Source organism: Actinomycetota bacterium (assembly GCA_035697485.1).
GTDB lineage: Bacteria > Actinomycetota > UBA4738 > UBA4738 > HRBIN12 > JAOUEA01.
In genome coordinates this window covers 23,729-48,970 of record DASSCU010000003.1, presented here as the reverse complement: position 1 = coordinate 48,970, position 25,242 = coordinate 23,729, and the positions used below count along the sequence as shown (strand labels likewise).

Annotated in this window: 23 protein-coding genes, 1 rRNA gene and 1 riboswitch; of the genes, 1 reads left to right on the top strand and 23 read right to left on the bottom strand. The window is 70.5% G+C overall.

Going from position 1 to position 25,242, the window contains the following annotated elements; genetic code table 11:
• Window positions 1-134 (bottom strand): 16S ribosomal RNA (locus tag VFI59_00335); the annotation flags it as partial.
• Between the two features lie 335 nt (window positions 135-469).
• The gene (tyrS, locus tag VFI59_00330; protein ID HET6712148.1) at window positions 470-1,684 is read right to left on the bottom strand and encodes a tyrosine--tRNA ligase; all 1,215 of its coding nucleotides are present in this window, start codon (window positions 1,682-1,684) and stop codon (window positions 470-472) included.
• Window positions 1,685-1,762: 78 nt separating this feature from the next.
• On the opposite strand from tyrS, the gene VFI59_00325 reads away from it, so the two are divergent.
• A complete protein-coding gene (locus VFI59_00325; GenBank protein HET6712147.1) occupies window positions 1,763-4,018 on the top strand; it encodes a transglycosylase domain-containing protein in 2,256 nt (751 codons plus the stop codon).
• Here VFI59_00325 and VFI59_00320 read toward each other — a convergent pair.
• The 21 genes from VFI59_00320 to metK all read right to left on the bottom strand — a co-directional run bounded on the left by VFI59_00320 (window position 3,966) and on the right by metK (window position 25,236).
• Window positions 3,966-4,577, bottom strand: coding sequence for a DNA-3-methyladenine glycosylase (locus tag VFI59_00320; protein HET6712146.1), 612 nt, complete (start codon window positions 4,575-4,577; stop codon window positions 3,966-3,968). The two genes, VFI59_00325 and VFI59_00320, sit on opposite strands and share 53 nt — an antisense overlap.
• A gap of 11 nt (window positions 4,578-4,588) precedes the next feature.
• Window positions 4,589-6,313 (bottom strand): DNA polymerase/3'-5' exonuclease PolX, encoded by a 1,725-nt coding sequence (gene polX, locus VFI59_00315; protein HET6712145.1) that lies wholly within the window; start codon window positions 6,311-6,313, stop codon window positions 4,589-4,591.
• Between the two features lie 8 nt (window positions 6,314-6,321).
• On the bottom strand, window positions 6,322-7,242 hold the full coding sequence (argF, locus tag VFI59_00310; GenBank protein HET6712144.1) for an ornithine carbamoyltransferase: 921 nt from the start codon (window positions 7,240-7,242) through the stop codon (window positions 6,322-6,324).
• A gap of 86 nt (window positions 7,243-7,328) precedes the next feature.
• Window positions 7,329-9,719: a phenylalanine--tRNA ligase subunit beta gene (gene pheT, locus VFI59_00305; GenBank protein HET6712143.1), complete on the bottom strand. Its 2,391-nt coding sequence runs from the start codon at window positions 9,717-9,719 to the stop codon at window positions 7,329-7,331.
• Window positions 9,716-10,771: a phenylalanine--tRNA ligase subunit alpha gene (gene pheS, locus VFI59_00300; GenBank protein ID HET6712142.1), complete on the bottom strand. Its 1,056-nt coding sequence runs from the start codon at window positions 10,769-10,771 to the stop codon at window positions 9,716-9,718. Before pheS ends, pheT begins: the two co-directional genes overlap by 4 nt.
• A 48-nt stretch (window positions 10,772-10,819) precedes the next feature.
• On the bottom strand, window positions 10,820-12,274 hold the full coding sequence (locus VFI59_00295; protein HET6712141.1) for a TrmH family RNA methyltransferase: 1,455 nt from the start codon (window positions 12,272-12,274) through the stop codon (window positions 10,820-10,822).
• 25 nt (window positions 12,275-12,299) lie between these two features.
• On the bottom strand, window positions 12,300-12,662 hold the full coding sequence (rplT, locus tag VFI59_00290; protein ID HET6712140.1) for a 50S ribosomal protein L20: 363 nt from the start codon (window positions 12,660-12,662) through the stop codon (window positions 12,300-12,302).
• Window positions 12,663-12,665: 3 nt separating this feature from the next.
• On the bottom strand, window positions 12,666-12,860 hold the full coding sequence (gene rpmI / locus VFI59_00285) for a 50S ribosomal protein L35 (GenBank protein HET6712139.1): 195 nt from the start codon (window positions 12,858-12,860) through the stop codon (window positions 12,666-12,668).
• A gap of 4 nt (window positions 12,861-12,864) precedes the next feature.
• On the bottom strand, window positions 12,865-13,512 hold the full coding sequence (gene infC, locus VFI59_00280; GenBank protein HET6712138.1) for a translation initiation factor IF-3: 648 nt from the start codon (window positions 13,510-13,512) through the stop codon (window positions 12,865-12,867).
• Between the two features lie 153 nt (window positions 13,513-13,665).
• Window positions 13,666-14,016 carry a cupin domain-containing protein gene (locus VFI59_00275; GenBank protein HET6712137.1) on the bottom strand — a complete coding sequence of 117 codons (351 nt, stop codon included), beginning with the start codon at window positions 14,014-14,016 and terminating at the stop codon, window positions 13,666-13,668.
• A 49-nt stretch (window positions 14,017-14,065) separates the two neighbouring features.
• Window positions 14,066-14,551, bottom strand: coding sequence for a 6,7-dimethyl-8-ribityllumazine synthase (gene ribH / locus VFI59_00270; GenBank protein ID HET6712136.1), 486 nt, complete (start codon window positions 14,549-14,551; stop codon window positions 14,066-14,068).
• Window positions 14,548-15,819 carry a bifunctional 3,4-dihydroxy-2-butanone-4-phosphate synthase/GTP cyclohydrolase II gene (locus VFI59_00265; protein HET6712135.1) on the bottom strand — a complete coding sequence of 424 codons (1,272 nt, stop codon included), beginning with the start codon at window positions 15,817-15,819 and terminating at the stop codon, window positions 14,548-14,550. Before VFI59_00265 ends, ribH begins: the two co-directional genes overlap by 4 nt.
• Window positions 15,812-16,441: a riboflavin synthase gene (locus VFI59_00260; GenBank protein ID HET6712134.1), complete on the bottom strand. Its 630-nt coding sequence runs from the start codon at window positions 16,439-16,441 to the stop codon at window positions 15,812-15,814. The genes VFI59_00265 and VFI59_00260 overlap by 8 nt, the downstream gene beginning before the upstream one ends.
• Window positions 16,422-17,531: a bifunctional diaminohydroxyphosphoribosylaminopyrimidine deaminase/5-amino-6-(5-phosphoribosylamino)uracil reductase RibD gene (gene ribD / locus VFI59_00255; protein ID HET6712133.1), complete on the bottom strand. Its 1,110-nt coding sequence runs from the start codon at window positions 17,529-17,531 to the stop codon at window positions 16,422-16,424. Before ribD ends, VFI59_00260 begins: the two co-directional genes overlap by 20 nt.
• 83 nt (window positions 17,532-17,614) lie before the next feature.
• Window positions 17,615-17,743, bottom strand: a riboswitch (FMN riboswitch).
• Between the two features lie 65 nt (window positions 17,744-17,808).
• Window positions 17,809-18,738 (bottom strand): response regulator, encoded by a 930-nt coding sequence (locus VFI59_00250; protein HET6712132.1) that lies wholly within the window; start codon window positions 18,736-18,738, stop codon window positions 17,809-17,811.
• Entirely contained in the window at window positions 18,738-19,421 is a 684-nt protein-coding gene (locus VFI59_00245; protein ID HET6712131.1) for a ribulose-phosphate 3-epimerase, read from the bottom strand. The genes VFI59_00250 and VFI59_00245 overlap by 1 nt, the downstream gene beginning before the upstream one ends.
• A 1-nt stretch (window position 19,422) precedes the next feature.
• On the bottom strand, window positions 19,423-20,709 hold the full coding sequence (rsmB, locus tag VFI59_00240) for a 16S rRNA (cytosine(967)-C(5))-methyltransferase RsmB (protein ID HET6712130.1): 1,287 nt from the start codon (window positions 20,707-20,709) through the stop codon (window positions 19,423-19,425).
• Complete coding sequence (fmt, locus tag VFI59_00235; protein HET6712129.1) at window positions 20,706-21,686, bottom strand: methionyl-tRNA formyltransferase; 981 nt, start codon at window positions 21,684-21,686, stop codon at window positions 20,706-20,708. The genes rsmB and fmt overlap by 4 nt, the downstream gene beginning before the upstream one ends.
• A gap of 5 nt (window positions 21,687-21,691) precedes the next feature.
• A complete protein-coding gene (def, locus tag VFI59_00230; protein HET6712128.1) occupies window positions 21,692-22,222 on the bottom strand; it encodes a peptide deformylase in 531 nt (176 codons plus the stop codon).
• 28 nt (window positions 22,223-22,250) lie between these two features.
• Window positions 22,251-24,014, bottom strand: a complete 1,764-nt coding sequence (locus tag VFI59_00225) for a hypothetical protein (GenBank protein HET6712127.1) — start codon at window positions 24,012-24,014, stop codon at window positions 22,251-22,253.
• 31 nt (window positions 24,015-24,045) lie between these two features.
• Window positions 24,046-25,236, bottom strand: a complete 1,191-nt coding sequence (metK, locus tag VFI59_00220; protein HET6712126.1) for a methionine adenosyltransferase — start codon at window positions 25,234-25,236, stop codon at window positions 24,046-24,048.
• Window positions 25,237-25,242: the final 6 nt, after the last annotated feature.

The following is a 25,242-nucleotide window of genomic DNA, read 5'->3' as shown; positions in this document are numbered from 1 at the left end:
TGGGGCAGGTTGCCCACGTGTTACGCACCCGTTCGCCACTGATCCCCGGGCCGAAGCCCGGTTCACCGTTCGACTTGCATGTGTTAAGCACGCCGCCAGCGTTCGTCCTGAGCCAGGATCAAACTCTCCGTAGAGATAGTGAACATCCCGGGCCCGAGGGCCCGTGGTTTGCTATCTGTTGTTGGAGTTCGGCCGGTCCGAGCAGGCACTGCCCGTGTGACCGGCCTTTCGTGATCTGGCTCCGCCCGATCGAGACCGGACGGATCCAGTACAGCCGTCAGGAACCTGGATGGACACGGCGAACCGCGCCATCCGCCTGACGGGTAAAGGCACTGGCTTCTGTCACACTGTTCAGTTCTCAAGGTGCGAGAGACGGCACGTCGGCCAACTCGAGCGTAGCAGAACCACGCAGAGGGGCTTGGCACCGACCGCTTACTGTAGCAGTCAGGTCCGAACCGTCAACCCGACGTCAGACGAGCCGGACGAAGCGACGCCTTCCGACCGCCAACACCTTGCCGCGCAACGACTCCGGCTGATACTCGGCGTCGGGATCGTCGAGCGGCTCACCGTCGAGCCGGACGCCTCCCCCCCGGACGGCCCTGCGCGCCTCTCCGTTGGATGCGGCCAACCCCGTCGCGACGAGGAGCCGGGGGAGCCACACGCGGCCATCCCTGAGCGCCTCGCCGGGGACGGGCATCTCTGGCACCTCGGCGGGCAACTGGTGCTGCTTGTGGACGATGTCGAACCGGGCCTCTGCTCGCGACCCGGCACCCTCGCCGTGGTACAGGTCGACTACGAGTCGCGCCATGCGGCGCTTCTGGTCGTTGGGGTGCAGCGACCCGACGGCCAGTCCTCGCTCGACCTCGTCGGCGTCGGGTGACGATATCGGCGTACACAGGCGCAGATACTTCACGATCAGATGGTCCGGGATCGACATCAGCTTGCCGAACTGCTCGTCGGGCGCCTCGTCGATCCCCACGTAGTTGCCCAGGGACTGGCTCATCTTCTGCACCCCGTCGAGCCCCTCGAGGAGCGGCATCGTGAGCGCGAGCTGCGGCTCTTGCCCGTGGTCACGCTGGAGGTCGCGACCGACCAAGAGGTTGAAGAGCTGGTCGGTGCCACCGAGCTCCACGTCGGCGTGGACCGCGACGGAGTCGTAGCCCTGCAGCAGCGGGTACATGAACTCCATCAGGGAGATCGGCTTGCCCTCAGCATGTCGCGTCGCGAAGTCGTCGCGCTCGAGCATCCGAGCCACGGTGATCGAGGAGGTGAGGCCAAGCACGTCGTCCATGCCCATGGGCTCGAGCCATTCGGAGTTGCGCCGGACTTCGAGCCGGTCCTCGGAGAGCACCTTCCGGAATTGTCCGAGCAGCCGCTCGGCGTACCCGTCGACCTCTTCCTTCGACAACCGGCGACGGGTCTCAGCCTTGGCCGACGGATCGCCGACCCGCGCCGTGTAGTCGCCCACGATCAGCACGGCCGTGTGTCCGGCGTCCTGGAACTGGCGCAGCTTGCGGAGCACGACCGCCCATCCGAGCGTGACCGCGGGGGCGGTGGGGTCGAGCCCCAGCTTGACCCGGAGCGGTCTGCCGAGAGCGAGCTTGTCGCGGAGCGCCCCCGGCGGCACGACGTCGGCCGCATCGGCGGCGAGCACGCCCAGATCGTCGGGGTCTCGGGGAGCCATTCCGCGCCGGATGCTACCAGTGGCGATGCCGGCGGCCTCCACGGTTGCCCCCCGTCCCCGGTTTACACTCGCCCGGCGATGCGCCACCGCCGAGGCTTCCCCCTGTTCGGCTCGATGCTGCTGCTCGCGGTCACCGCGACGGCGTGTGACCTGCCGAGCATCGACGAATACGATCCACTGCCACTCGCGCAGACCTCGTTCCTGTATGCCGCCGACGGTTCGCTGATCACCGAGCTGCACGCGGCCGAGAACCGGGTCGTCCTGCGCCAGCGCGAGATGTCCCCCTTCGTCCGGGACGCCGCGGTCGCCATCGAGGATCGCCGGTTCTTCGCCCATCACGGCGTCGACGTGCGCGCGATCGCCCGGGCGGCGGTCGTCAACGCGAACGAGGGGGAGGTCACCGAGGGCGGCTCCACGATTACCCAGCAGCTGGTGAAGAACCTCTACGTCGGCAACGCCGACACGCTCCGGCGCAAGCTCGACGAGGCATCGCTCGCCTGGCAGCTGGAAGATCGCCTCTCGAAGGATCAGATCCTCACGAAGTACCTGAACACGGTCTATCTCGGGGAAGGCGCGTACGGCGTGCAATCCGCGGCCCAGACCTACTTCTCGATCGACGCCCGCGAGCTGAGCCTCGGACAGTCCGCACTGCTCGCCGGCCTGATCGCGGCGCCGAACCACTTCGATCCGTTCGTGCACCCGGAGAGCGCGTACGGCCGGCGAAACGTCGTGCTGCGGCTGATGCGCGACCAGCACCTGATCGAGTTTGCGCAGTACCGCGCCGCGGTCCGCGAGCCGATCGTCCTGCATCGTGGCGAGCCGACCGATCGCTACCGGTTCCCCTATTTCGTCGACTACTTCAAGGAATGGTTCCTGGCCAACCCGGCGTTCGGCGCGACGCGCCAGGACCGATACAAGCTCCTGTTCACCGGGGGCCTGCGCATCGCGACCACGCTCGACCCTCGGACGCAGGAGCTGGCCGAGGACTCCGTCCGCTCGGTCCTCGAGAGCCGGGGCGACCCCGACGGCGCGATGACCGTGATCGACCCCCGGACCGGGTTCGTGCGGGCGATGGTGGGTGGCAAGGACACCGACTACTGGAGGGACGCCGACGCGGGGCGCGTGAACCTCGCGACCGGCGAGGGCGGCCTGGGGCGCCAGACAGGCTCCGCCTTCAAGGCGTACGCCCTCGTGACCGCCCTCGAGAACGGCATCAGCCCATCCACGGTGTTCCCGGCCCCGGCCACGATCGACATCCCGCTCGAAGGGGGCACGATCTGGCACGTGACGAACGCGGAGGGCAGCGGCTACGGCTCGATGAGCCTCGCCAGCGCCACGGTGAACTCGGTGAACACCGTCTACGCACAGTTGATCCAGCAGCTCGGGCCGGACAAGGTGGTCGAGACGGCGGAGCGGATGGGGATGCGGTGCTGCCTGCGGGTGAGCGAGCCGCACGAGCCGCTCTCACCCTATCTCTCGGCGGTGCTCGGCACGAACGAGGCGAACACGCTCGAGATGGCGAGTGCTTACGGCACGCTCGCGACCGGCGGCGCTCACATCGATCCGGTCCCGGTCGTCAGCGTCACCGATCCCCAGGGCGAGACCCTGTGGCAGGCTCGCCCCCACCCCAAGCAGGTGCTCGAGCCCCAGGTCGCGTCCGCGGCCGCCGACATCCTGCAGGACGCCGTGAGCTACGGCACGGGACGATCGGCGATCATCGGGCGGCCGCAGCTGGGGAAGACCGGCACCGCGGACACACACACGAATGCGTGGTTCGTCGGCGCGATCCCTCAGCTCACCGCCGCCGTCTGGATCGGGTTCCACGAAGGGCTGATCCCGATGGAACCGCCTCGCACGCGCATCACCGTCTTCGGGGGCACATGGCCGGCTCAGATCTGGCGGCTGTTCATGTTGCGAGCCGCAGCAGACCTGCCCGAACGCGAGTTCCCGACGCCGGAGGTTGGCTACCTCTCGGTGTCGGTCGACGTCTCGCAATCGCCGTACTGCCTGCCCAACGCCTACACGCTGCCACAGAACATCGACACGCTGCAGTTCATCGAAGGCACGGAACCGACCGAAGTGTGCACGTCACCCACGAGGGTGCAATCGGTGCCGGTGCCGTCGGTGATCGGGCTCGATCAGGCATCAGCCGCGCTCGCGTTGGAGGACGCCGGGTTCTACGTCGCGGTTCGGGTCGAGCCTTCGACCCAACCCGCCGGCACCGTGATCTACCAGTCCCCCTCGGCGGGGACCTCGGCGAACCAGACGAGCACCGTCACGATCACGGTGTCGGAGGTCGCGGAGACGTCGGAGGTCCCGGCCGGCCCGGACTGACGAACCGATCGCCGGCCACGAAGAACCGCCACGGCCGTTCGAACCCCACCCGCACCCCCACCCTCGCCGACGTCGCGACGAGGGCGTCGGAGGTCGGCGTGCCGCGCTCGATCCATACCTCGTGTCCGATCACGAGATCGACGCCGTCCTGGGACCGGTCGACCGAGAACGCCTGCGCGAGCTTGCCGGGGCCCGAGCACAGGTCGAGCGGACGATCGCGCCCCCGGGCCCGAGCCATCGCGTTGAGCCCCGCCTCCGGTTCGATCGCTCGCAGGAGCACGGCGCTGCCTTCTCCGGATCCCCTGGTCACCACGTTCATCATCCAGTGGTTGCCGTAGCTGAAGTACACGTAGAGGTGCCCGGCGGGCCCGAACATCGTTGCGTTGCGAGCGGTCATGCCGCGGAAGCCGTGACTCGCGGGATCGCCGGGCTCGTAGGCCTCGGTCTCAACGATGCGCCCGGCGAGGCGAGCGCCGTCGGGCAGCCGCCGCACCAGGATGCGGCCGAGCAGGTCGGCCGCGACCTCCACCGCCGGACGCTCGTAGAACGATCGGGGCAGCCGTGGGGGGCTCAGGAACCGTCCTTCCGCAGGAACCGCTCGAGCTTGGTGATCGGCCAGGCGTTGATCACATCGGCTTTCGTGAGCCAGCCGCGCTGGGCGGTCGCGACGCCGAAGCGCATCATGTCGAGGTGCCCAACGGCGTGGGCGTCGGTATCGATCGCGAAGCGCACGCCGTGGCGGCGGGCCCACAGCACGTGCTCGTCCCGCAGATCGAGCCGGTCGGGGTATGCGTTGATCTCCAGCGCCGTCCCGGCGCGACCCGCGGCTTCGAACACCTCCTCGAGATCGAGATCGACCGGATCGCGTCGTCCGATCTTGCGCGTGGTCAGGTGCCCGATGATGTTGACGCCGGGATGCTCGATCGCGCGGATCACGCGGCGGGTCATCTGGTCCTTCGACTGCGCGAAATGCGAGTGTACCGAGGCGACGGTGAGGTCGAACCCCCCGAGGAAGTCCTCGTCCCAGTCGACGCCGCCGTCGGGGTCGATGTTGAGCTCGGTTCCGTGCAGCAGCCGCATCGACGGGAACCGATCCTGCAGCGCGCGGAGTCGTCGACGCTGATCGAGCATCTTCTCGTCGGTCATGCGTTGCATGTACAGGTTCGGCGCGTGGTCGGTGACCGCGTAGTACGCGTAGCGGTGCTCGGCGGCCGCCTCGAGCATGCGCTCCAGCGACGCGAGGCCGTCGGTCAGGTTCGTGTGGGTGTGCAGATCGCCTCTGATCTGTCGCAAGGTGATCAGGTCGGGTAACTCCCCCGCGAGCGCGGCCTCGATCTCGCCGCGGTCCTCCCGCAAGGTGGGCTCGATGTACGGAAGACCGAGACGTTCGTAGACGGCCTCCTCGGTCTCGGCCGCGAGGAGCTTCCCGGTCTTCGCGCGGAACAACCCGTACTCGTTCAGCTTCAGCCCCTGGCGCACCGCCATCTCGCGGATCCGGATGTTGTGCGCCTTCGAGCCCGTGAAATAGATCATCGCGGCGCCCCAGGCCTCACGATCGATCACGCGCAGGTCGATCTGGAGCCCTCCCGTCGTCACGATCGACGACTTCGTCTCGCCGTGCGCGAGCACCCGGTCCACCAGGCTGAACCCGACGAACGCATCCATCACCGCGGTCGGTCGGTCGCTCGCGACGAGCAGATCGACATCGCCGATCGTCTCGGCCATGCGTCGCAGCGAGCCAGCGTACGTCGCACGCCGCACCCCCGGGATCGCCCGGATCCGCTCGAGCACGTCCTCGGCGACCTCGCGGGCCTGGTTCACCTGGACCCGCCCTCCGCTCGCCCGCAGCCGACGGACCCCGTCGAGCACGTTGCGTTCCGTCGTGCGGGAGAAGCCCTTCAGGTTCGCGAGCTCGCCACGCTCCGCGGCGGCCACGAGTTCATCCACCGAGGTGACGCCCAGCTCCCGGTAGGCCGCCATCGCCTTCTTCGGGCCGAAGCCGGGGATCGACGTCATCTCGCGGACGCCGTCGGGCACCTGCGCGCGGAGCTCATCGAGCTCCTCGAAACTCCCCATCCGCAGGTACTCGGTGACCTTCGCGGCGATCGACTTCCCGACCCCGGGGATCGCGAGCACGCCCTGTTCGTCGAGCTCGGCGACCTCGTCTGGGTATCCCCCCACGGCCCGAGCCGCTTTCTCGTAGGCGCGCGGCTTGAAGGGATCCTCGCTCACGATCGAGAGCAGATCGGCGTACTCTTGGAGCGCCCGCTCGACCAGGTCGTTGGATCGAGGCACGCGACGCCTCAGGCGGCGCCGAACAGCCGCAGCAGCAGCGCCTTCTGGGTGTGAAGGCGGTTCTCGGCCTGGTCCCAGACCGCCGAGCGTGGACCGTCGATCACCTCGGCGGCGATCTCCTGCCCGCGGTGGGCCGGGAGGCAATGCAACACCACGACGTCGTCGGCGGCGACGTCGACCAGGTCCTGGGTCACCTGATAGGGCGTGAACACGAGCATCCGCTCGTCGGCCTCGGCCTCCCGCCCCATGCTCGCCCACACGTCCGTGTAGAGGACGTCGGCGCCGCGGGCGGCGCCCGAGGGGTCGTTCGTCACCTCCGTCGCGCCGCCGGTCTCGGTCGCGATCTCGGCGGCGCGCTGCACGACCTGCGGGATCGGCTCGAATCCGGCGGGGGTCGCGACCCGTACCCGCATGCCCACCTTCGTGCCGCCGAGCAGCAACGAATGCGCCACGTTGTTCCCGTCACCGAGGTAGGTGAGGGTGCGGCCTCCGAGGGACCCGAGCCGTTCGCGCATCGTGAGCAGGTCGGCGAGCGCCTGGCACGGGTGCTCGAAGTCCGAGAGGGAGTTCACCACCGGCACGTCGGCGGCTCCAGCCAGCACCTCGAGACGTTCCTGCTCGAAGGTGCGCAGCACGATCGCGTCGAGGAACCTCGAGAGCACGCGACCGGTGTCCTCGATCGTCTCGCCACGGCCGAGCTGGAGCTCGCTCGAGGAGAGTACGACCGGATGAGCACCGAGCTGCACGACCCCGACCTCGAACGAGACGCGGGTGCGGGTGCTCGGCTTCTCGAAGACGAGCCCGATCGATCGGCCCGCCAGCCGCCCCTCGTACGCCTCGGGGCGGGACTTCACGTCGGCGGCCAGGTCGAGCAGCTCCTCGAGCTCCTTCGGGCTCAGATCGTCGACCGAGAGGTAGTCCTGCTCCACGGCGCGGAGTCTATCGGCATCCACCGAAGCGGTGCCAGCGGAGGTCGGTTCCGGCCCGCCTCGGCCGGCGACGACGCGCATCGGGGTCAGCCCGCTCGCAGCTCGGCGCCGAAGTCTCGGCGGAGCCGGTCGACGATCGCGGCGACGACGGGCTCCCCGTCCTCGCTCGTGAGCGTGCGGTCGTGGGCCCGGAGCTCGATCGCGAAGGCGAGGCTCTTGGTGCCGGGCGAGAGGGGCGGCCCCTGGAACAGGTCGAACAGGGTGCACCGGCTCAACAGCTCGCCGGCGGCCTGCTCGATCGCCGCCTGCACCTCCCCGGCGACGGCATCCTCGGCGACGACGAACGCGAGGTCGCGCCGGACGGGCGGATAGCGTGGCACGTCGCGCGCCACCACGGAGTCCGTCGCGACCGTCAGGAGTTCGTCGAGCACCACCTCGCACGCCGCCAGGCGACCCTCGACCTCGTGCGTGCGGGTCACCCGCGGGTGCAGCTCGCCCACCGATCCGACGACGGCATCGCCGACGAGCACCTGCGCGGACCGCCCCGGATGGAACGGGTGACCGGGCGGGTCGCCCAGGCGCCACTCGCGGACGCCGAGCTCGGCCATCAACGAGCTGAGGACCCCCGTCGCGTCGAGCGCGTCGAACGGCCTGGGCCCGGCGGACCAGTGCTCTTCGGCGGGACCGGACAGCGTCATCGCCACGTGCTGACGTTCCACGACGTCCTCACCCTCGAGACGGAACACCGTGCCCGCCTCGAAGATCGCGATGTCGGCGACGCCCCAGGCCTGGTTGCGTCCGGTCGCCCGCACGAGCCCGGGCAAGAGTCGCGTGCGCAGAAACCCCTCGTCGGCCTGCAGGGGGTTCGCGACCGGTACCGGTTCGACGTCGCCGGCCATCGCGACGTCTTCGGCCGAGGCGAACGTCATGAGCTGCACCTCGCGGAGCCCGCACCGAACGAGGCCCTCCACCGCCCGCATCCGGAACCGGTAGGACTCGGGAACGCCTCCGGCCTGTCCGGTCGGCGGCACCCGCATGCCGATCCGCTCGTACCCGAGCACGCGGGCCACCTCCTCGATCAGGTCGACCTCGCGCTCGATGTCGACGCGATACCCGGGCACCTCGACCTCGAGGTCCGCCGCATCCCCGCCGGTCGGGGCGCGGTGCGCCATGCCCAGCCGGTCGAAGGCGCCTTCGGCGTCGGCCCCGCTGACCTCGAAGGCGAGCAGCTCCGACGCCCTCGCAGGTCGCATCGACACCCATCGGCGGGGCGGCGTGTCCCCGTCCTCGGCGATGCCGCGAGCGACGGTGCCGCCCGCCCACGCAGCCATCAGCTGGGCCCCCCTGGCCGCCGCGGCCTCGAGGGCCTCGGGATCGGTGCCGCGCTCGAAGCGATGGGACGCCTCCGTGTGCAGATCGAGCCGGCGCGCCGTGCGAAGGATGCCGGTCCGGGTGAAGGACGCCGACTCGAGCAGGACATCGACGGTATCGCCGGCGACCTCAGAGGTCGCGCCTCCCATCACGCCCGCGATCGCCACCGGGCGCTCGACGTCGCAGATCAGCAGATCGCCCTCGCCCATCGTCCGGTCGACGCCGTCGAGCGTGCGCAGGGGCTCGCCGTCGGCCGCACGCCGCACCACGATGCCGGGCCCCTCCAGCCGATGCAGGTCGAAGGCGTGCAGGGGTTGTCCCAGCTCGAGCATCGCGTAGTTCGTCGCGTCGACCACCGGGGAGATCGGCCGCATGCCGCATGCGGTCAGTCGAGCCTGGGCCCGGATCGGTGTCGTTCCCCCACCGATGCCGCGGATCACCCGGGCCACGTACCGAGGGCACCCGTCGAGCGCGTCGATCCGGATCGAGGCGACCTCGCCCGCCGCTTCCCGCGTCTCCTCGAGTGGCGGAAGGGGGTCGACGAGCGGTTGACCCGTGAGCGCCGAGACCTCGCGCGCCACCCCCACCACGCTGAGGAAGTCGGGCCGGTTCGGTTCCACCTCGATGTCGAGGACCTCGTCGTCGAGGCCGAGCGCGGTGACGATGTCCTCCCCCGGAGCCACGGCCTCGGCGTTCAGCACGAGGATGCCGGTGTGGACGTCGGCGATCGCCAACTCGCGCGGCGAGCACAGCATGCCGTTCGAGACGATGCCGCCCATCTCGCGCGGCGCGAGCGGCTCGGGCAACACGGGGACACGGGCGCCCGGGGGGGCCCACGGGACGAGGTCGCCCGCCTCGTAATTGCGGATGCCGGCGCAGACGACGTGCTCCCCGGTGCCGTCGTCGACCGTGACCACGGTGAGCTTCTGCGAGTTCGGATGGTCCTCCACCTTCACGACGCGGGCGACGACCACGTGCTGCACGCCGCTCCACGGCCGGAGTACCTCCTCGACCTTCACGCCGTGCAGGGTCAGGCGTTCCGCGAGGGCCTCCGCGCTGTGCTCGGTCGGGCAGAACTCCCGGAGCCACGACCAGACGATCCTCATACGACCCCCTGGAACTGCTCCAGCAGACGCACGTCGCCGTCGACGAGCATGCGGATGTCTGGGATCTCGTAGCGCAGCAGGGCCACGCGCTCGATGCCGAGGCCGAACGCGAATCCCGTATAGCGCTCCGGGTCGTAGCCGCAGTTCTCGAGGACCACCGGGTGCACCATGCCGGCGCCGAGCAGCTCGATCCACCCGGTGCCGCAGACACGACAGCCGGCTCCATCGCAGCGGAAACACGACACGCCGACCTCGCATCCCGGTTCCACGAACGGGAAGAACGCGGGTCCGAGCCTGATGCGCCGGCGTTCGCCGAACATGGCCTTCACGAACACGTCGAGGGTGCCTTTCAGGTCGGCGAAAGTGATGCCCTCGTCGACCGCCAACCCCTCGATCTGTTGGAAGACGGGCAGGTGCGTCGGGTCAGGGGTCTCGCGCCGGTAGACCCGACCCGGCGCCACGACGAACACGGGCGGCGGTTGCGACTGCATCGTGCGGATCTGCACCGCCGACGTCTCCGTGCGTAGCAAGAGCTCCGGCCTGCCCGGCACGTCGACGTACAGGGAGTCCTTCATCGTGCGGGCGGGATGGTCGGGCGGGATGTTCAGCGCCTGGAAGTTGTGCCAGTCGTCCTCCACCTCGGGCCCTTCCGCGACCCGGAAGCCGAGGCTCGTGAACACCTCGACCGCTTCGCGCTCGACGATCGTCAGAGGGTGGAACGACCCCACGCGCGGCGCCCGTCCGGGCAACGACATGTCGAGCCGGTCGGCATCGAGCAGGGCGTCTTCGGCCAGCCGCTCGAGGGCCTCTCCTCGGGCACCGAGCGCGGCCTGCAGCGCGGTCCGCACCTCGTTCGCGGCTCGGCCCACGCGCTTGCGGTCCTCGGGGGGCAGGGCCCCCAGCGACCTCTGGATCGCGCTGAACGGGGACCGGCGGCCCATCGCCTCGACCTGGGCGGCCTCGAGCTGCTCCGGCGTGGCCGCCGCTTCGATCAGGCCGAGGCCACGATCGCGCTCGACCTCGAGCGAACGGAGCATCTCCTCGGGGTCCATCAGGGGCCAGAGTCTACCGGCCGGCTGCAGGCCGACGTGCTCGACGGCTCAGCCCGACGGCGTGTCCGGTCCGGCCGGGAGCTCGAGGTGGAACACGAGACGGCCGTTCTCGACCGAGCCCCAGCAGCGCCCACCCTGGGCCTCGGCCACGCCCCGCGCGACGAACAGGCCGATCTTGCTGCCGGCCCCCTCTCCCGGCCGTCGAGGCTGGAACAGCCCGTCGGCCTCGTCGTCGGTGAGATCCTCGACCGGTCTCGAGGCACGGAGCACCAGCGTGGCGCCCCGCATCTCGGCGTCGACGACGATCGGCCCCTCGCTCCCCCACCATACGAGCGAACCGCAGAACGCCTGGAGGGTCGTCTTGAGCCGGGCGGGATCGGCGAAGACCGTCTGCACCTGGCCGACCCACTCCACCCCCGGATGGTCGGGATCCCGTCGCTGGGCCTCGGCCACGCGCCTGACGAGGTCCCCGACGTCGACCTGCTCCCGGAAGACCTCGAGCGTGCCGCCGACCACACGGGCGGCGTCGACGAGCATGCGCAGGATCGTGTCCATGCGGTCCGCATCGTGCACGATGCCCTGCAGCATCATCGCCCGCTGCTCCTCCGTCATCGCGTCCCACCGACGCTCAAGGGCGTACCCGAAGCCCTTCATGGCGGTGAGGGGCGACCGGATGTCGTGGGCGGCCGCGGTCACGATGCTCTCGAGGGCCTCGCCGGACCGCAGACGACGCCGCTGCCACTCGAACAGGCACACCGTCGCCGCCGCCGCGAGGTTCAGCGATTCCGCTCGGCCCGATTGGGGGACGCGGACCACGGCGTCGGCGGCGGTCGCGACGTCGTCGGGCAGCCCCTGCGCTTCGTTGCCGAACACGAGGACCACAGGGCCCGACAGGTCGGTGCGGTAGAGGTCGCTCGACCCCTCGGCAGCCATCGCGAGCACGCGGGCTCCCGCGCCCTTCGCCCGCTCGATCGCGTCGATCGTGGAGGCGTCGCGCACGACCGGCACGTGGAACACGGATCCCGCCGAGGCGCGGACGGTCTTGGGGTTGTAGACGTCGACCGAGGTCTCGGAGAAGACGATCCCGCCGGCGCCCGCAGCGTCGACGGAGCGGAGCACGGTGCCGGCGTTCCCGGGATCACGGACCTGGTGCAGCAGTGCGATGCACCCCTCGCCTTCGTTGAAGGCGGCCTCGAGGACCGACCCGAGCCCGACGTCGAGGAAGCCGGCGACTCCGACGATCCCCTGCGGGGTCACGGTGGATGTCAGGCGGCGGACCACCTCGTCGGCGACGTGGTACGTCTCGATCCCGGCGTGCCGAGCCCGCACGGCGAGAGGATCGAGCTCATCGGTGGTGAACAGGGTCTCGAGCCGCTCGGCCTCGAGGGCCTCGCCGACCGCTTGGGCGCCCTCCAACAGGAACCGCCGCGCGTCCTCGCGGAAGGCCCGCTTGCGCAGGCGCGCGGCGTTGGCGACCTTGGGATTCTTGGCGGACGTCAGCACCGGGTGCCCCTCCGCCGAGCGGACCTCAGGCCGCGGCGGAGGCGGCCTTCGCCTGCTCGACGAGCGCGGCGAACGCCGTGGGGTCGCTGACGGCCAAGTCGGCGAGGATCTTGCGGTCGAGTTCGACGCCAGCCAGCTTCAAGCCGTTGATGAACCGCGAGTACGACATGCCGTGGGGGCGGACCGCCGCGTTGATTCGCGCGATCCACAACCTGCGGAACTGCGCCTTGCGGTCACGGCGGTCTCGGTAGGCGTACATGCCCGAGTGCATGACCTGCTCTTTGGCGGCGCGGTACCGCTTCCGTCGGGTTCCCGTATACCCCTTGGCCTGCTCGAGCACCGCACGGCGCTTCTTCTTCGCGTGGACCGATCGCTTCACTCGCGCCATCGCTCAGGCCTTCCCCAGCAGTCGCTTGATCTTCGTCTTCTCGGCCGTGACCTCGGACATGCCCTCGACGCGGCGGCGCTGGCCGCCGCTCTTCTTCGTGAGCATGTGGTTGCCGGTCGCCTTGCGGTGCAGCACCTTGCCCTTGCGGGTCATGCGGAAGCGCTTGGTGGTGGCGCTGTGGCTCTTCATCTTGGGCATCGCGTCATCCTTCGTTGTTCGATGCGGGGGCTTCCGCCACCGGTTCGCTCGGCTCCGCTTCGGGTTCGGACTCCGACTCGGGGGTCGCATCGGGCGCGGCCTCGGTCCGCTCAGCGTCACGAGCCAGTCTCGCGGCCTCCTTGGCCTGCGCCTCGACGTAGCGCTTGTTCGGCCCGATCACCATGATCATGTTGCGTCCCTCCTGTTTCGGGAAGGACTCCACGACGATCGCCTCGCCCAGGTCGGCCACCAGGCGGTCGAGGATCTTGCGCCCGAGCTCCGTGTGCGCCATCTCGCGCCCTCGGAACATGATCGTGACCTTGACCTTGTTGCCGCCCTTCAGGAACCGCTCGACGTGGCCCTTCTTCGTGGCGTAGTCGTGGGGGTCGATCTTGGGGCGGAACTTGATCTCCTTCAGGCCGCTCCGCGACTGCTTCTTGCGGGCTTCCTTCTGACGGACGTCGCGCTCGTACTTGAACTTGCCGTAGTCCATGATGCGGCACACCGGCGGGTTCGCCTGCGGTGCCACCTCGACGAGGTCGAGATCGAGCTCGCGGGCCTGGCGCAGCGCCTCACGGGTGTCGATCACCCCGATCTGCTGGCCGTCGGCCCCCACCAGGCGCACCTGGGGAGAGCGGATCCGGTCGTTGATTCGCGGATCGGTGGAGACCCCGCATCACCTCCTACAGACGAACGAGCACCGGGCAGGCCCGGTGCATGACGAACACACGTGCGTGCACTTCTGGGCGGGAAGTATAGGCGTCGGACCCCAGGGGTGTCGACGAACGCACCACACCCCCGCCGCTCACCAATCCGGCTCGAGGGGACGGCCGTAGGCGTCTTCGAGGCGCTGCGTGTCGTCTTCCATCGTGTATCCGTAGGCGATCTCGAGGATGCGCCCTCGCGACGATCCGGTGCAGCGGATGCGGTGGGTCTCCTCGGCGGGGATCATGAACTCCTCCCCCGGCTGGGCTTCGACGACGCGGTTGCCGATCTCGATCGTGAGGCCCGCGTCGAGCACGACCCACATCTCGTCGCGCATGCGGTGGAAGTGCACACTCGTCTCCTGGTCGGGCTCGACGGTGATGACGCGGACCGATGACGGCTGGTTGAGGGAATAGGTGGCGACCTTGCCCCACGGCTTGTCGACGATCATCGGCCGCCCTCCTGATCGATGCGAATCTGCTCCGCTCCGGATCGACGGATCATCGCCGCCCTCCTTCCTCGTTGGGAAGCCGGTCCAGCAGCCATGCCATCTCGAGCGCCGCCTCGGCCGCCTCCCATCCCTTGTTCCCGTGCGCCCCTCCTGCGCGGGACTCGGCCTGCGCGAGATCGTCGGTGGCCAACACCTCGAAGATCACCGGCACCCCGGTCTCCAGAGCGACCTGCGCGATGCCGCGCGCGGCCTCGTTGGCCACGAGCTCGAAGTGCGTCGTCTCGCCGCGGATCACGGCGCCGAGACAGATCACCGCGTGGTATCGGCCCGATCTCGCCATCCGCGACGCCACCAGCGGGATCTCGAAGGCGCCGGGCACCCACGAGACGTCGACATGCTCGTCGGCCACACCGTGCTTGGCGAGCCCCGCGATCGCCCCCTCGACGAGCCTCGCGGTCACGATCTCGTTGAACCTCGCCGCCACGACTGCGATGCGGCGGCGGGCGCCGTCGTGCACGCCCACGTACGTGGTCACGCGCGGGCCCCCGCCTCGGGCTCCGCCTCCGCCACGTCGAGCAGGTGCCCCATCTTCTGCTGCTTGGTCCGAAGGTAGCCGATGTTCTCCGGCGTCGGGTCGATGCGCAGGGGCAACCGTTCCTCGATCGCCAGCCCGTAGCCCTCGAGTCCCGCCCGCTTGTCGGGGTTGTTCGTCAGGAGCCGCATCGTCGTCACGCCGAGGTCAACGAGGATCTGGGCGCCGATGCCGTACTCGCGCTGATCTGCGGGGAATCCGAGCTCGAGGTTGGCCTCGACCGTGTCGCGGCCTTGGTCCTGCAGCTCGTAGGCGCGGAGCTTGTGCGTCAGCCCGATCGCCCGCCCCTCGTGGCCCCGGATGTAGAGCACGACCCCGCGGCCTTCCTTCGCGATCATCTCCAAGGCCCGGTCGAGCTGGGCCCCGCAGTCGCATCGTAAGGAACCGAAGACGTCGCCGGTGAGGCACTCGGAGTGCACTCGGGTGAGGACCCCGCGTCCGTCGGCCATGTCGCCCATCACGAGTGCCACATGCGTGCGGCCGTCGACGACGCTCTCGTACGCGTAGGACCGGAAGTCACCGTACGGCGTGGGGATCGTCGCCTCGGCCACCCGTTGCACGAGCACCTCGCGTCGGCGACGGTACTCGATGAGATCCGCGATCGAGATCAGCTTCATGTCGTGTTCCCGCGCGACGCGGATCAGCTCGGGCATGCGAGCCATCGTGCCGTCCTCGTTCATCACTTCGCAGATCACGCCTGCCGGGAACATGCCGGCCATCGTGGCCAGGTCGACGGCAGCCTCGGTGTGTCCGGCGCGGCGCAACACCCCGCCGTCCTTCGCCCGGAGCGGGAAGACGTGTCCAGGCTTCTGGAAGTCGCGTGGCACGACCTCGGGATCGGTCACGGCCTTGGCGGTGACCGCCCGGTCGAGAGCGCTGGTGCCGGTCGTCGTGCCGTGCCGGTAGTCGATCGACACGGTGAACGCGGCCTCGTGGCCGTCGGTGGTATCGGTCACCATCTGCGGGATGCCGAGCTCGTCCAGGCGCCAGGCGGCGCACGGCAGGCACACGATGCCGCGACCGTGGGTGACCATGAAGTTCACGGCCTCGGGGGTGCACGCCTCGGCGGCCATGATGAAGTCTCCTTCGTTCTCGCGGTCGGCGTCGTCGACGACGAGCACCATGCGTCCTCGGCGGATCTCGTCGATCGCCTCCGTGATCGTCGAGAAGACCGTGCGATCGAGCCCGTCGCGGTTCCCGCTGTCATCCATCGTGTGCTCCTCCATCGTCGGCGGTGTCGTCCGTGAGCCCGGCATCGGGAGCCAGGAGTCGTTCGACGTACTTGGCGATCATGTCGACCTCGAGGTTGACGGGGTCGCCCGGCCGGACCGTGCCGAGCGTCGTCACGGCAAGGGTGTGTGGGATCAGCGCGATCGAGATACCGTCGTCGCGGAACTCGGCGACGGTGAGGCTCACGCCGTCGACCGTGATCGACCCCTTCTCGATCGTGTAGCGGCGGAGTCCAGCCGGCACCGTGATGCGCACCCGAGCCCCGCCCGCGTCGTCGGCGGCGACGTCGACGACCTTGCCCACGCCGTCGACGTGCCCCTGCACGAGATGGCCTCCGAGCCGAGCCGCCAACGTGACGGGCCGCTCCAGGTTGACCGGGGCGCCCACGCCGAGCCGGCGCAGACTGGTCCGGGCGATCGTCTCGTCGGAGAGGTCGAACCCCAGCCGATCGGCCGTCCGCGCCACCACCGTGAGGCAGACCCCGTTCACCGCGACCGATGCGCCGACGTCGCTGTCGTCGGTCACGACCCCGCAGGCAACCTCGAGACGATGCGCATCGAGCGCGTGCACGGAACCGAGTTCCTCAACGATGCCCGTGAACATCGGCCACCACCTTCAGGTCCTCGCCGACCGGCTCCACGCGCAGGGGCCCGAGCCGCTTCGCCGAGTCGATCGGTGCGAACCCCGCACCCGACATCACCGTGTGGGCAACCGCTCCGCCGATCAGCAGCGGCGCGAGGTACAGCACGACCCGGTCCACCACGTCGTCGCGCACCGCGCTCCACGCGAGGGTCGCTCCACCCTCGAGGAGCAGCCCCTGCACGTCGCGCTTGCCGAGCTCCTCGACCAGGGCCGGCAAAGAGACGGAGCCCGCCGCGTCGCGATCGAGCACGACCAGGTCGGCACCGGCGTCGCCGTACTCGCGGATCCGCGCGTCCGAGATGCGATCGGTCGTGGCCACGAGGGTCGGAGCGGCACCGTCGAACACGCGCGACGTGCTCGGCACGCGGCCGGCCGAGTCGACCACCACGCGCACGGGCGGGGTCGCGGTGCCCTGGAAGGGCCCTCGCACGGTGAGGACGGGATCGTCGGCGATCACGGTGCCGGCGCCCACCACGACGGCATCGGACCAGGCGCGGAGCCGGTGCACGTCGGCGCGAGCGGCGACGCCGGTGATCCATCGCGACGAACCGTCGGTGGCGGCCGTCTTCCCGTCGAGGCTCGACGCCATCTTCAACACGACGAACGGCCGGCCCGTGACGACGTGATGATCGAAGGCGACGTTCAGCTCCCGCGCCTCCGCCTGCGACGGACCGACCTCGACCTGGATGCCGGCCGCGCGCAGTTCGGCGATGCCCGGGGCGCCGTCGCCGAGGTTCGGGTCGGTCGCCGCGACGACCACGCTCGCCACACCGGCCCCGATCAGGGCCCGGGTGCAGGGCGGGGTGCGACCGAAGCGGTTGCATGGCTCGAGCGTGCAGACGACGGTGGCGCCCCTCGCGCGGTCGCCCGCGGCCCGCAGCGCCAACACCTCGGCGTGATCGGTCCCGGGGCCTGCATGCCATCCCTCACCGACGATCTCGCCGTCGAACACGACGACCGCGCCCACGAGGGGGTTCGGGGACACCCGGCCCCAGCCTCGCTCGGCGAGCTCCAGGGCCCGGCGCATGTGGGCCTCCGCGATCGCAGCCATCGTGCCTCCTCCGCCCGGAGCGGGTGGGCACGGCAGGCGCACGGCCGGTGCAGGCCGCGCAGGGACGCGCGACCGAGCCGTGTGCCCGTCTCCTCCCATCCCGACTGTCACGGTCGGTTCCGGAATCGCACCGGATCCACCCACGGCTGGCGGCCGTGGGGTCGCGGACTCTCACCGCCGGTGGGGAGTCGCACCCCGCCCCGGAAACGAGCTTCTGGTGCCGAGTATACGCACGCCGGTATCCGGCCGGGAACCCGGGAACCGGTGCGGCGGTCGATCAGGCCGAACGTCGGTCGATCGCGAAGGAGGACCCGCCGTCGCGCTTGGCGAACTGCTTCATCTCGGTGGCGACCGCCACCGCCTCGCCGTAGTGCGCGAAGGGATGCCGCGCGCTCGACGCGATGCCGATCGAGATACCCACGAGCGGGATGTCCTGCATCACGCCCTTGCGGTCCTCGATCCGCACGAAACCGCGCTCGAGATCCTCGGGCTCGTAGAACTCGATCTTGGCGGCTTCGAAGCCGTCGCACACGCTTCCGGCGACGTCTTCGGCCACGTCGGGACGCACCACGGCGACGAAGTCGTCGCCGCCCACATGCCCGACGAATCCATGCGAACCGTCGTGGCCCGCGACCGCGTCCTGGATGATGCGAGCGGTCGACTGGATCAAACGATCCCCGCGCACGAAGCCTTTCTGGTCGTTGTAGGCCTTGAAGTTGTCCAGGTCGCAGTAGAGCACCGCGAACGGGCGTCCCTCGCGCACCTGTCGCTCGATCTCCTCTTGGATGCGGATGTTGCCGGGCAGGCCGGTCAGCGGGGAGAGGTTCCGCATCTCCTTGGCCCGTCGGAGCGTTCCCTTCACCCGCGCCAGCAGTTCGATCGGGTCGAAGGGCTTGATGATGTAGTCGTCGGCGCCGGACTGCAGGCCCGTGACCTTGTCAGCCGACAATGCCTTCGCGGTGAGCATGATGATGCTCGTGTTCGCGGTCTGGGGGTTCTTGCGCAGGCGCTGGGCGACCTCGAAGCCGTCGAGCCGGGGCATCATCACGTCGAGCAGGACGAGGTCGGGCCGCAAGACCGCCGCTCGCTCGAGGGCGACCTCACCGTCGCCTGCGACCGCCACCTCGTACCCGGCCGACCGCAGGTTCACCTCGACGAAGCGGGCGATGTCGGGATCGTCGTCGACGACGAGGATGGTCTCGGCCATCAGGCCGCCTCGCCGTTGGCGATCGCGCGTAGCACCCGCGCGTTCTCGGCCGGGTCCGCCGCCTGGAAGATCCCGCTCGCACTGATCAGCACGGTCGCCCCCGCGTCGATCGCCCGCCGGGCGTTGTCGACCTTGACGCCGCCGTCGATCTCGACGTCGACGTCGAGGCCACGGCGATCGACCTCGGCTCGCACCGCCTCGATGCGCGGGTAGACGGCCGGGTCGATCGTCTGCCCGCTCCACCCCGGCTTGATGCTCATCAGCATCACGTCGTCGACCTGTTCCAGGTACGGGAAGACGTCCTCGACCGGCGTCTCCAGGTTAATCGTGACGCCGGCGCGAAGGCCGGCGCCGCGCGCCTTGTCGATCGCGATCACGGGATCTGCGACCGCCTCGTGGTGGAACGACACGACGTCGAGACCGGCCTCGGCCAATTCCTCGAAGAACGACTCAGGGGCGTCGACCATGAGGTGGCCGTGCAACGTGCGATCGGTGTGCGGCCGCAGCGACGCGACCACCACCGAGCCGAGCGCGATGGGAGGTACGAAGTGCCCGTCCATGATGTCGATGTGGATGACTTCGGCATGCTCCTCGACGAGCTTGACCTGGTCGGCCAGGTGCGCGAGGTCGGCGGACAGGATCGAGGCGGCGAGCTTCCCCACGCGGGCCATCGTACCGGCCACCTCAGAGCTTCCTCGCGTACGCGGCGATGAACATGCCGTCGCTCCCGTGCCGGTGCGGCCACAGCCGGACGCGATCGGACGGCCCGTCGGGACCGTCGGTCGCGAACGGCACGAGGTCGGGACGATGTCGGACGATCGCGTCGGCGGCCGCGTCGGTCTCGGCCCTCGGGAAGGTGCACACGGAGTACACGAGGCGCCCGCCGGGCGCGAGGAGCTCGGCCAGCGCCGACACGATCGCGACCTGGGTCCGGGCCAGCGTGCTCAGATCTCGTTTCCGATCGCGCCACAAGAGCTCTGGGCGGCGACGGGCCGACCCCAGACCCGAGCACGGGGCATCGACGAGGATGCGGTCGAAGGGACCCTGCAGGGCCGGGGCGGTGGCGTCCTGCGCGAGCACCAGCGGGTGCAGGCCGAGGCGCGTCGCGCTCCGGCGGATCAGACCGACGCGCCCGGCGTGCAGATCGGCGCCGACGACGAGGCCGTCTTCCCCGACGAGCGCGGCTGCGTAGGTCGTCTTGCCGCCCGGCGCGGCGCAGGCATCGAGGACGCGATCGCCGGGCATCGGGTCGAGGGCCCGGACGACGAACGCCGACGCCTGGTCCTGAACCGCGAACCACCCCTCCTCGAATCCGGGCATGCGGGCCGGATCGCCATGGTCGAGCAGGAGACAGGTCGGATCGAGAGGAGCGGGTCGAGGGTCGTGACCGGCATCGCGCAACGCCCGCTCGAGGGGTGCCGGCTCGATCGCTGCGGGATTCGCCCGGAGGCAGAGCGATGCGGGGCTCGCGAAGGCGGCCGCCGCCGGCTCGACCTCGTCGGCCGGGAGCAGCTTGCGCAGCTCGTTCACCGCCCAGGGTGCGAGCCCGCTGCGGACGGCGACGTCGACGTCGCCGGCGCCGTCGGGCCACGCCGTCGGCTCGGCGGTCAGCCGGCGCAGCACGGCGTTCACGAACCCCCGCTCACGATCGCCCGCGAGCCCCACCGTCTCTCCCACCGCCGCGTGCGGCGCGACGTCCGTGAACAGCACTTGGTAGGCACCGAGCCGCAGCACCGTCCGCGCGCTCGGCGACATCCGGGCGACGGGCCGGCTCGCCACGCGATCGAGGGCCCAGTCGATCGCGAGCAGATGGCGGATCGTGCCGAACGCGAGCTCGGTGGCGAACGCGCGGTCGCGTTCGTCCAGCCGGGAACGTCGCAAGGCGCCGGGGATCACGATCGTCGAGTACGCGCCCTCGTCGGTGACGCGCCTGATCGCCTCGAGGGCGACCGACCTCGCGGTCTGCCTCACGCGAAGCGCTCCTCGGGCCGGATGCGCGCGCCGCGCGCCCAGTCCGCCCCGGACATGCGCCCGCGCCCGGCGGGGCCGACCTCGAGCAGGGCGATCCCTCCGTCGGATGTCACCACCGTCGGGGTGCCGTCGCGGTCGAGCCACACCGCCCCGACCCGGGGCCCGACCCCGGGCCCGGCCCCGGGCCCGGCCCCGGGTCGCGCGCCGGGCGCGAGTCCGAGCTCTCGGATCTCGACGCGCACCAGCTTGAGCGCCGTCTCGCGGAACGTCGTCGTCGCCCCGGGCGAGGGAGCGAACGCCCGTACTCGCCGAACGATCGCGTCGGCCGGCTGCCGCCAGTCGATCGAGCGCTCCTCGGGCAGCAGCTTCGGCGCGGTCGTGGCGCCCCCGGGGCTCTGCGGGGCAGGCGACGCCGTGTCCGCATCCAAGCCGCGCAGGGCGTCGACCACGAGGGGCGCACCGATCTCGGCCAGGCGGGCCCCGAGGCTCCCAGTATCGTCGTCGGGGAGGATCGGTTCCTCCCTGGCCACCAGTACCGGGCCCGTGTCGAGACCCTCATCGAGCAGCATCACGCTCACGCCGGTGAGCTCGTCGCCCTCGAGGATCGCCCGTTGCACCGGCGCGGCGCCTCGCCACCGCGGCAACAGCGAGAAGTGCAGGTTGACCGTGCCGAGCGGCGGGACGCTGAGCACGTCGGGGGTGAGGAGCTCGCCATAGGCGACGACGACCAGCGCATCGGGCCGGCTCGCCTCGATCGCCGCCCGCCCGTCGCCGCTGCGAACGCCCTCGACCTCGAGCAGCTCGAGGCCGAGAGCCCGGGCCGCGTCGGCGACCGCCGTGGATGTGAGACGCGATCCGCGCCCAGCCGGGCGGGCGGGGTTCGTGACTACGAGCTCGACGTCGACGTCGTCGGCGTTCGCGAGCGCCTCCAGGGTCGGCACCGACCAGGGGTCGTTGCCCAGGAAGACCACGCGCATGGCGCTCAACCCTCGGATCTGCGCAGCACGCGCCGCTTCGGCGGCGGATCCTCGAGTCCCAGCTCGATGCGTCGCAGCTCGGCCAGCACCGATCGCCGCCCGTCGTCGTCGAGGCGATCGATGAAGAGCATGCCTTCGAGGTGGTCGGTCTCGTGCTGGAAGATGCGGGCCAACAACCCCTCCCCCGTGAGCTCGATGGGCCCGCCGTCGACGTCCTGGCCGCTGCAGGTGATCCTCGCGTACCGCGTGGTCTCGTGATACGGACCCGGGATCGAGAGGCACCCCTCCTCTTCGAGGAGCTCGCCCTCGGCGCCCGACAGCACAGGGTTCGCGATGAACAGCGGGCCGGTCTCGCCGTCGTCGAACACGAACAGGCGAAGGGAGATCCCCACCTGCGGTCCGGCGAGCCCGACCCCCGGCGCGTCGTACATCGTCTGGACCATGTCGTCTCGGAGGGTGCGCAACGCGCGGTCGAAGGTCGTCACCGGCTTGGCAGGCTCGCGCAGGACGGGATCCCCGAGGGTGCGGATCGGCATGATCACAGGTTCGTCGCTTCCGTTCGGGTCACAGATGAGGCTCGGCCTCGACACGGGTGATCACGTCGCGCACGGCGAGGGCACGGGCCTGTCGGCCGAACGCCGCGACGCTGCCCGGGTCGAGCGCGAGCAAGCATACCGTCTGCCCTTCGGCCGTCGAGACCAGCAGCGTGATCGGTTCGAGGGCCGCGAGCTCGTCGGCCAGGTGCGCGTCGCCGACCACCCGGAACACGGCGGATCCCACCGGGAACCCCGCCTGCGCTCGCCGCTCGCGTTCGTCCCGATGGAAACGCGCCGGGTCGCCCAGCACGAGGGACTGGATCGCGGGGTCGTTCGCCTGGGCCGACTGCACGATCGCCCGCCCGCCCGGCCTCGCCCACGCGATCGCCTCGGTCCAGGTCGTGACGGCTCGTTCCCGCGCCGTCAGTCCGGGACGGCGCCCCGCGAGATCCGCATCGAGGATCGCGACGAGGTCGAGCCCTGCGTCTCCGAAGTCGCGGACGTCGTCGGGGCCGCCAACGAGAACCTCGCCGTCCGTCGGCAGGCGCGGCGCGTCGTCCGCCGCCAGCCGGTGCACTGGAACGCTCGCGACACGCGCGGCCCACTCCTCGACGCGTTCCTGCCCGCCCCGACGCAGACCGAAGTCGCTCGCTCCGCAGGCCCGGCATCGCCCCGGCGCTTCACAGACCACGCACCGCACCGCTCCCTCGCTCGACCGCAGCACGCCATGGCAGACGGCGCAGGCGGCCGGCTGGCCACATGCGCGACAGACGGCGGCGATGCCGTATCCGGGGAGCGGTGAGAAGAGGAACGCCCTGGTGCTCTCGCGCAGCGCCCGCACGAGTCGCGGGGCTCGCCCCTCCGGCCCCGGCGACACGATCTCCACGGGCACCCAACTTCGGCGCCGGGGCGCGACGGTCGGCAGCGCCAAGGCGGCGGCTTCGGACGAGGGCGCCATCGCGGACATGACCACGACGGCACGCTCGATCTCCCCGCGCGCAAGGGCCACGTCGCGCACGTGGTAGTACGGCGCCCGATCCTCGCGCAGGGCGGGGTGCGATTCGCGCCCCACCACGATCAGCCCGAGATCGGGCACCGGGGCGAAGATGCTCGGGCGCGTGCCGACGACGACATCATATCCACCGGCCTGCACGTCGAGCCAGGTGCGATACCGGGCCCGCTTCGAACCCCCCAGGAGACGCGCCACTCGGTCGTCGCCGAACGCCGCGGCGATCGCCTTCGCCGTGCCGGGGACGGGCGCCGCTTCCGGCACGATCACGAGCGCCCGCCTTCCGGTGCCGAGGCACCGCGCGACGGCCTCGACCACGACGGCGCTCTCGTGCTCGGGCGCGGGCCGGAGCACCCACGCCCCCGGCCCGCCCGCCACGATCGCCTCCACGAGCCTCGGCCCCTCCCGGTACCCCTCGAGGACGGGCGGTGGCAGCGCAACGGGAGCGACCCGGCGCCACCCGGCCCGCCCGCGGTTCTCCTCGGCTGCGACACGCGGCGGCGTCGCACGCTCGAGCACGGCTGCCATGGGCGCCACGTACCGCTCGCTCACCCACCGGCACAGGGACAGCCCGGCCTCGTCGAACCACCGCGTCGGCGACACGACCTTCTTCACCTCGAGCACACTCTTCGGGACATCGTCGGTCGGACCGAGCACCCACCCCCGCACGGCACGCCCGTGGAACGGCACCTGCACCAGGGACCCGACGCCCGCCTCGAGTTCGGCCGGGAGGTCGTAGGTGAACGCGCGATCGAGGCTCAGCAGTGGCCGGTCGACGCAGATCGCGACCGGTCCGGCGAGCGACTCGGCGGGCTCAGGCGACCGCGGCGCGGAGGTCGTCGACGCGGTCGGTCCCCTCCCAGGGGAACTCCTTGCGACCGAAATGGCCGTAGGCGGCCGTCTCGCGATAGATGGGTCTCGCGAGATCGAGGTCTCGGATGATCGCCGCGGGGCGGAAGTCGAACAGGTCCCACAACGCGGCGCGGAGCTTCTCTGGATCGGCCTGCTCGGTGCCGAACGTGTCGAGGAGCAGGCTCACGGGGTGTGCCGTGCCGATCGCGTACGCGAGCTGGAGCTGCGCGCGCTCGGCGAGCCCGGCGGCGACGATGTTCTTCGCCACGAATCGTGCCATGTAGGCTGCGGATCGATCGACCTTGGTCGGGTCCTTGCCGCTGAAGGCTCCGCCGCCGTGCGGCGCGTACCCGCCGTACGTGTCGACGATGATCTTCCGGCCGGTGAGACCGGTGTCGGCCTTCGGCCCGCCGATCTCGAAGCGACCGGTGGGGTTCACCAGCACCCGCACGCCCGAGGCGTCGAGCTCGGGGAATTCGCGCAACACCGGGTCGATCACCTCGGCCTCGACGTCTGGCTTCAGCAGCGTCTCGACGTCGACCTCCTCGCGGTGCTGCGCGGAGATCAGCACCGTGTCGACGCGGACCGGCCGGCCGCCCTCGTACTCGATCGAGACCTGGCTCTTGCCGTCGGGGCGCAGGTAGGGAACGACGCCCGCCTTGCGGACGTCGGACAGGCGCTTCGACAGCCGGTGGGCCATCGCGATCGGCAGCGGCATCAGCTCGTCGGTCTCGCGACAGGCGTAGCCGAACATCATGCCCTGGTCGCCCGCCCCGAGGTGATCGAGAGGATCGCCGGAGTGCTCGGCGCGGTGCTCGAGCGCGTCGTCGACACCTCGGGCGATGTCGGGCGACTGTTCCTGGATCGCCGTCATCACTCCGCAGGTCTCGCCGTCGAGGCCGAACTTCGCGTCGGTGTAGCCCACCTCGGTGATCGTCTCGCGCACGATCGAGGGCACATCGACCCAGCCCTCGGCCAGCGTGATCTCCCCACTGACAAAGACGAGGCCGGTCGTGACCAGCGTCTCGCAGGCGACCCGGCTCTCGGCATCCTCCGACAGGAACGCGTCGAGGATCGAGTCGGAGATCTGGTCGGCGAGCTTGTCGGGGTGCCCCTCGGTGACGGACTCCGACGAGAAGAGGTAGGGCTGGATCATGAT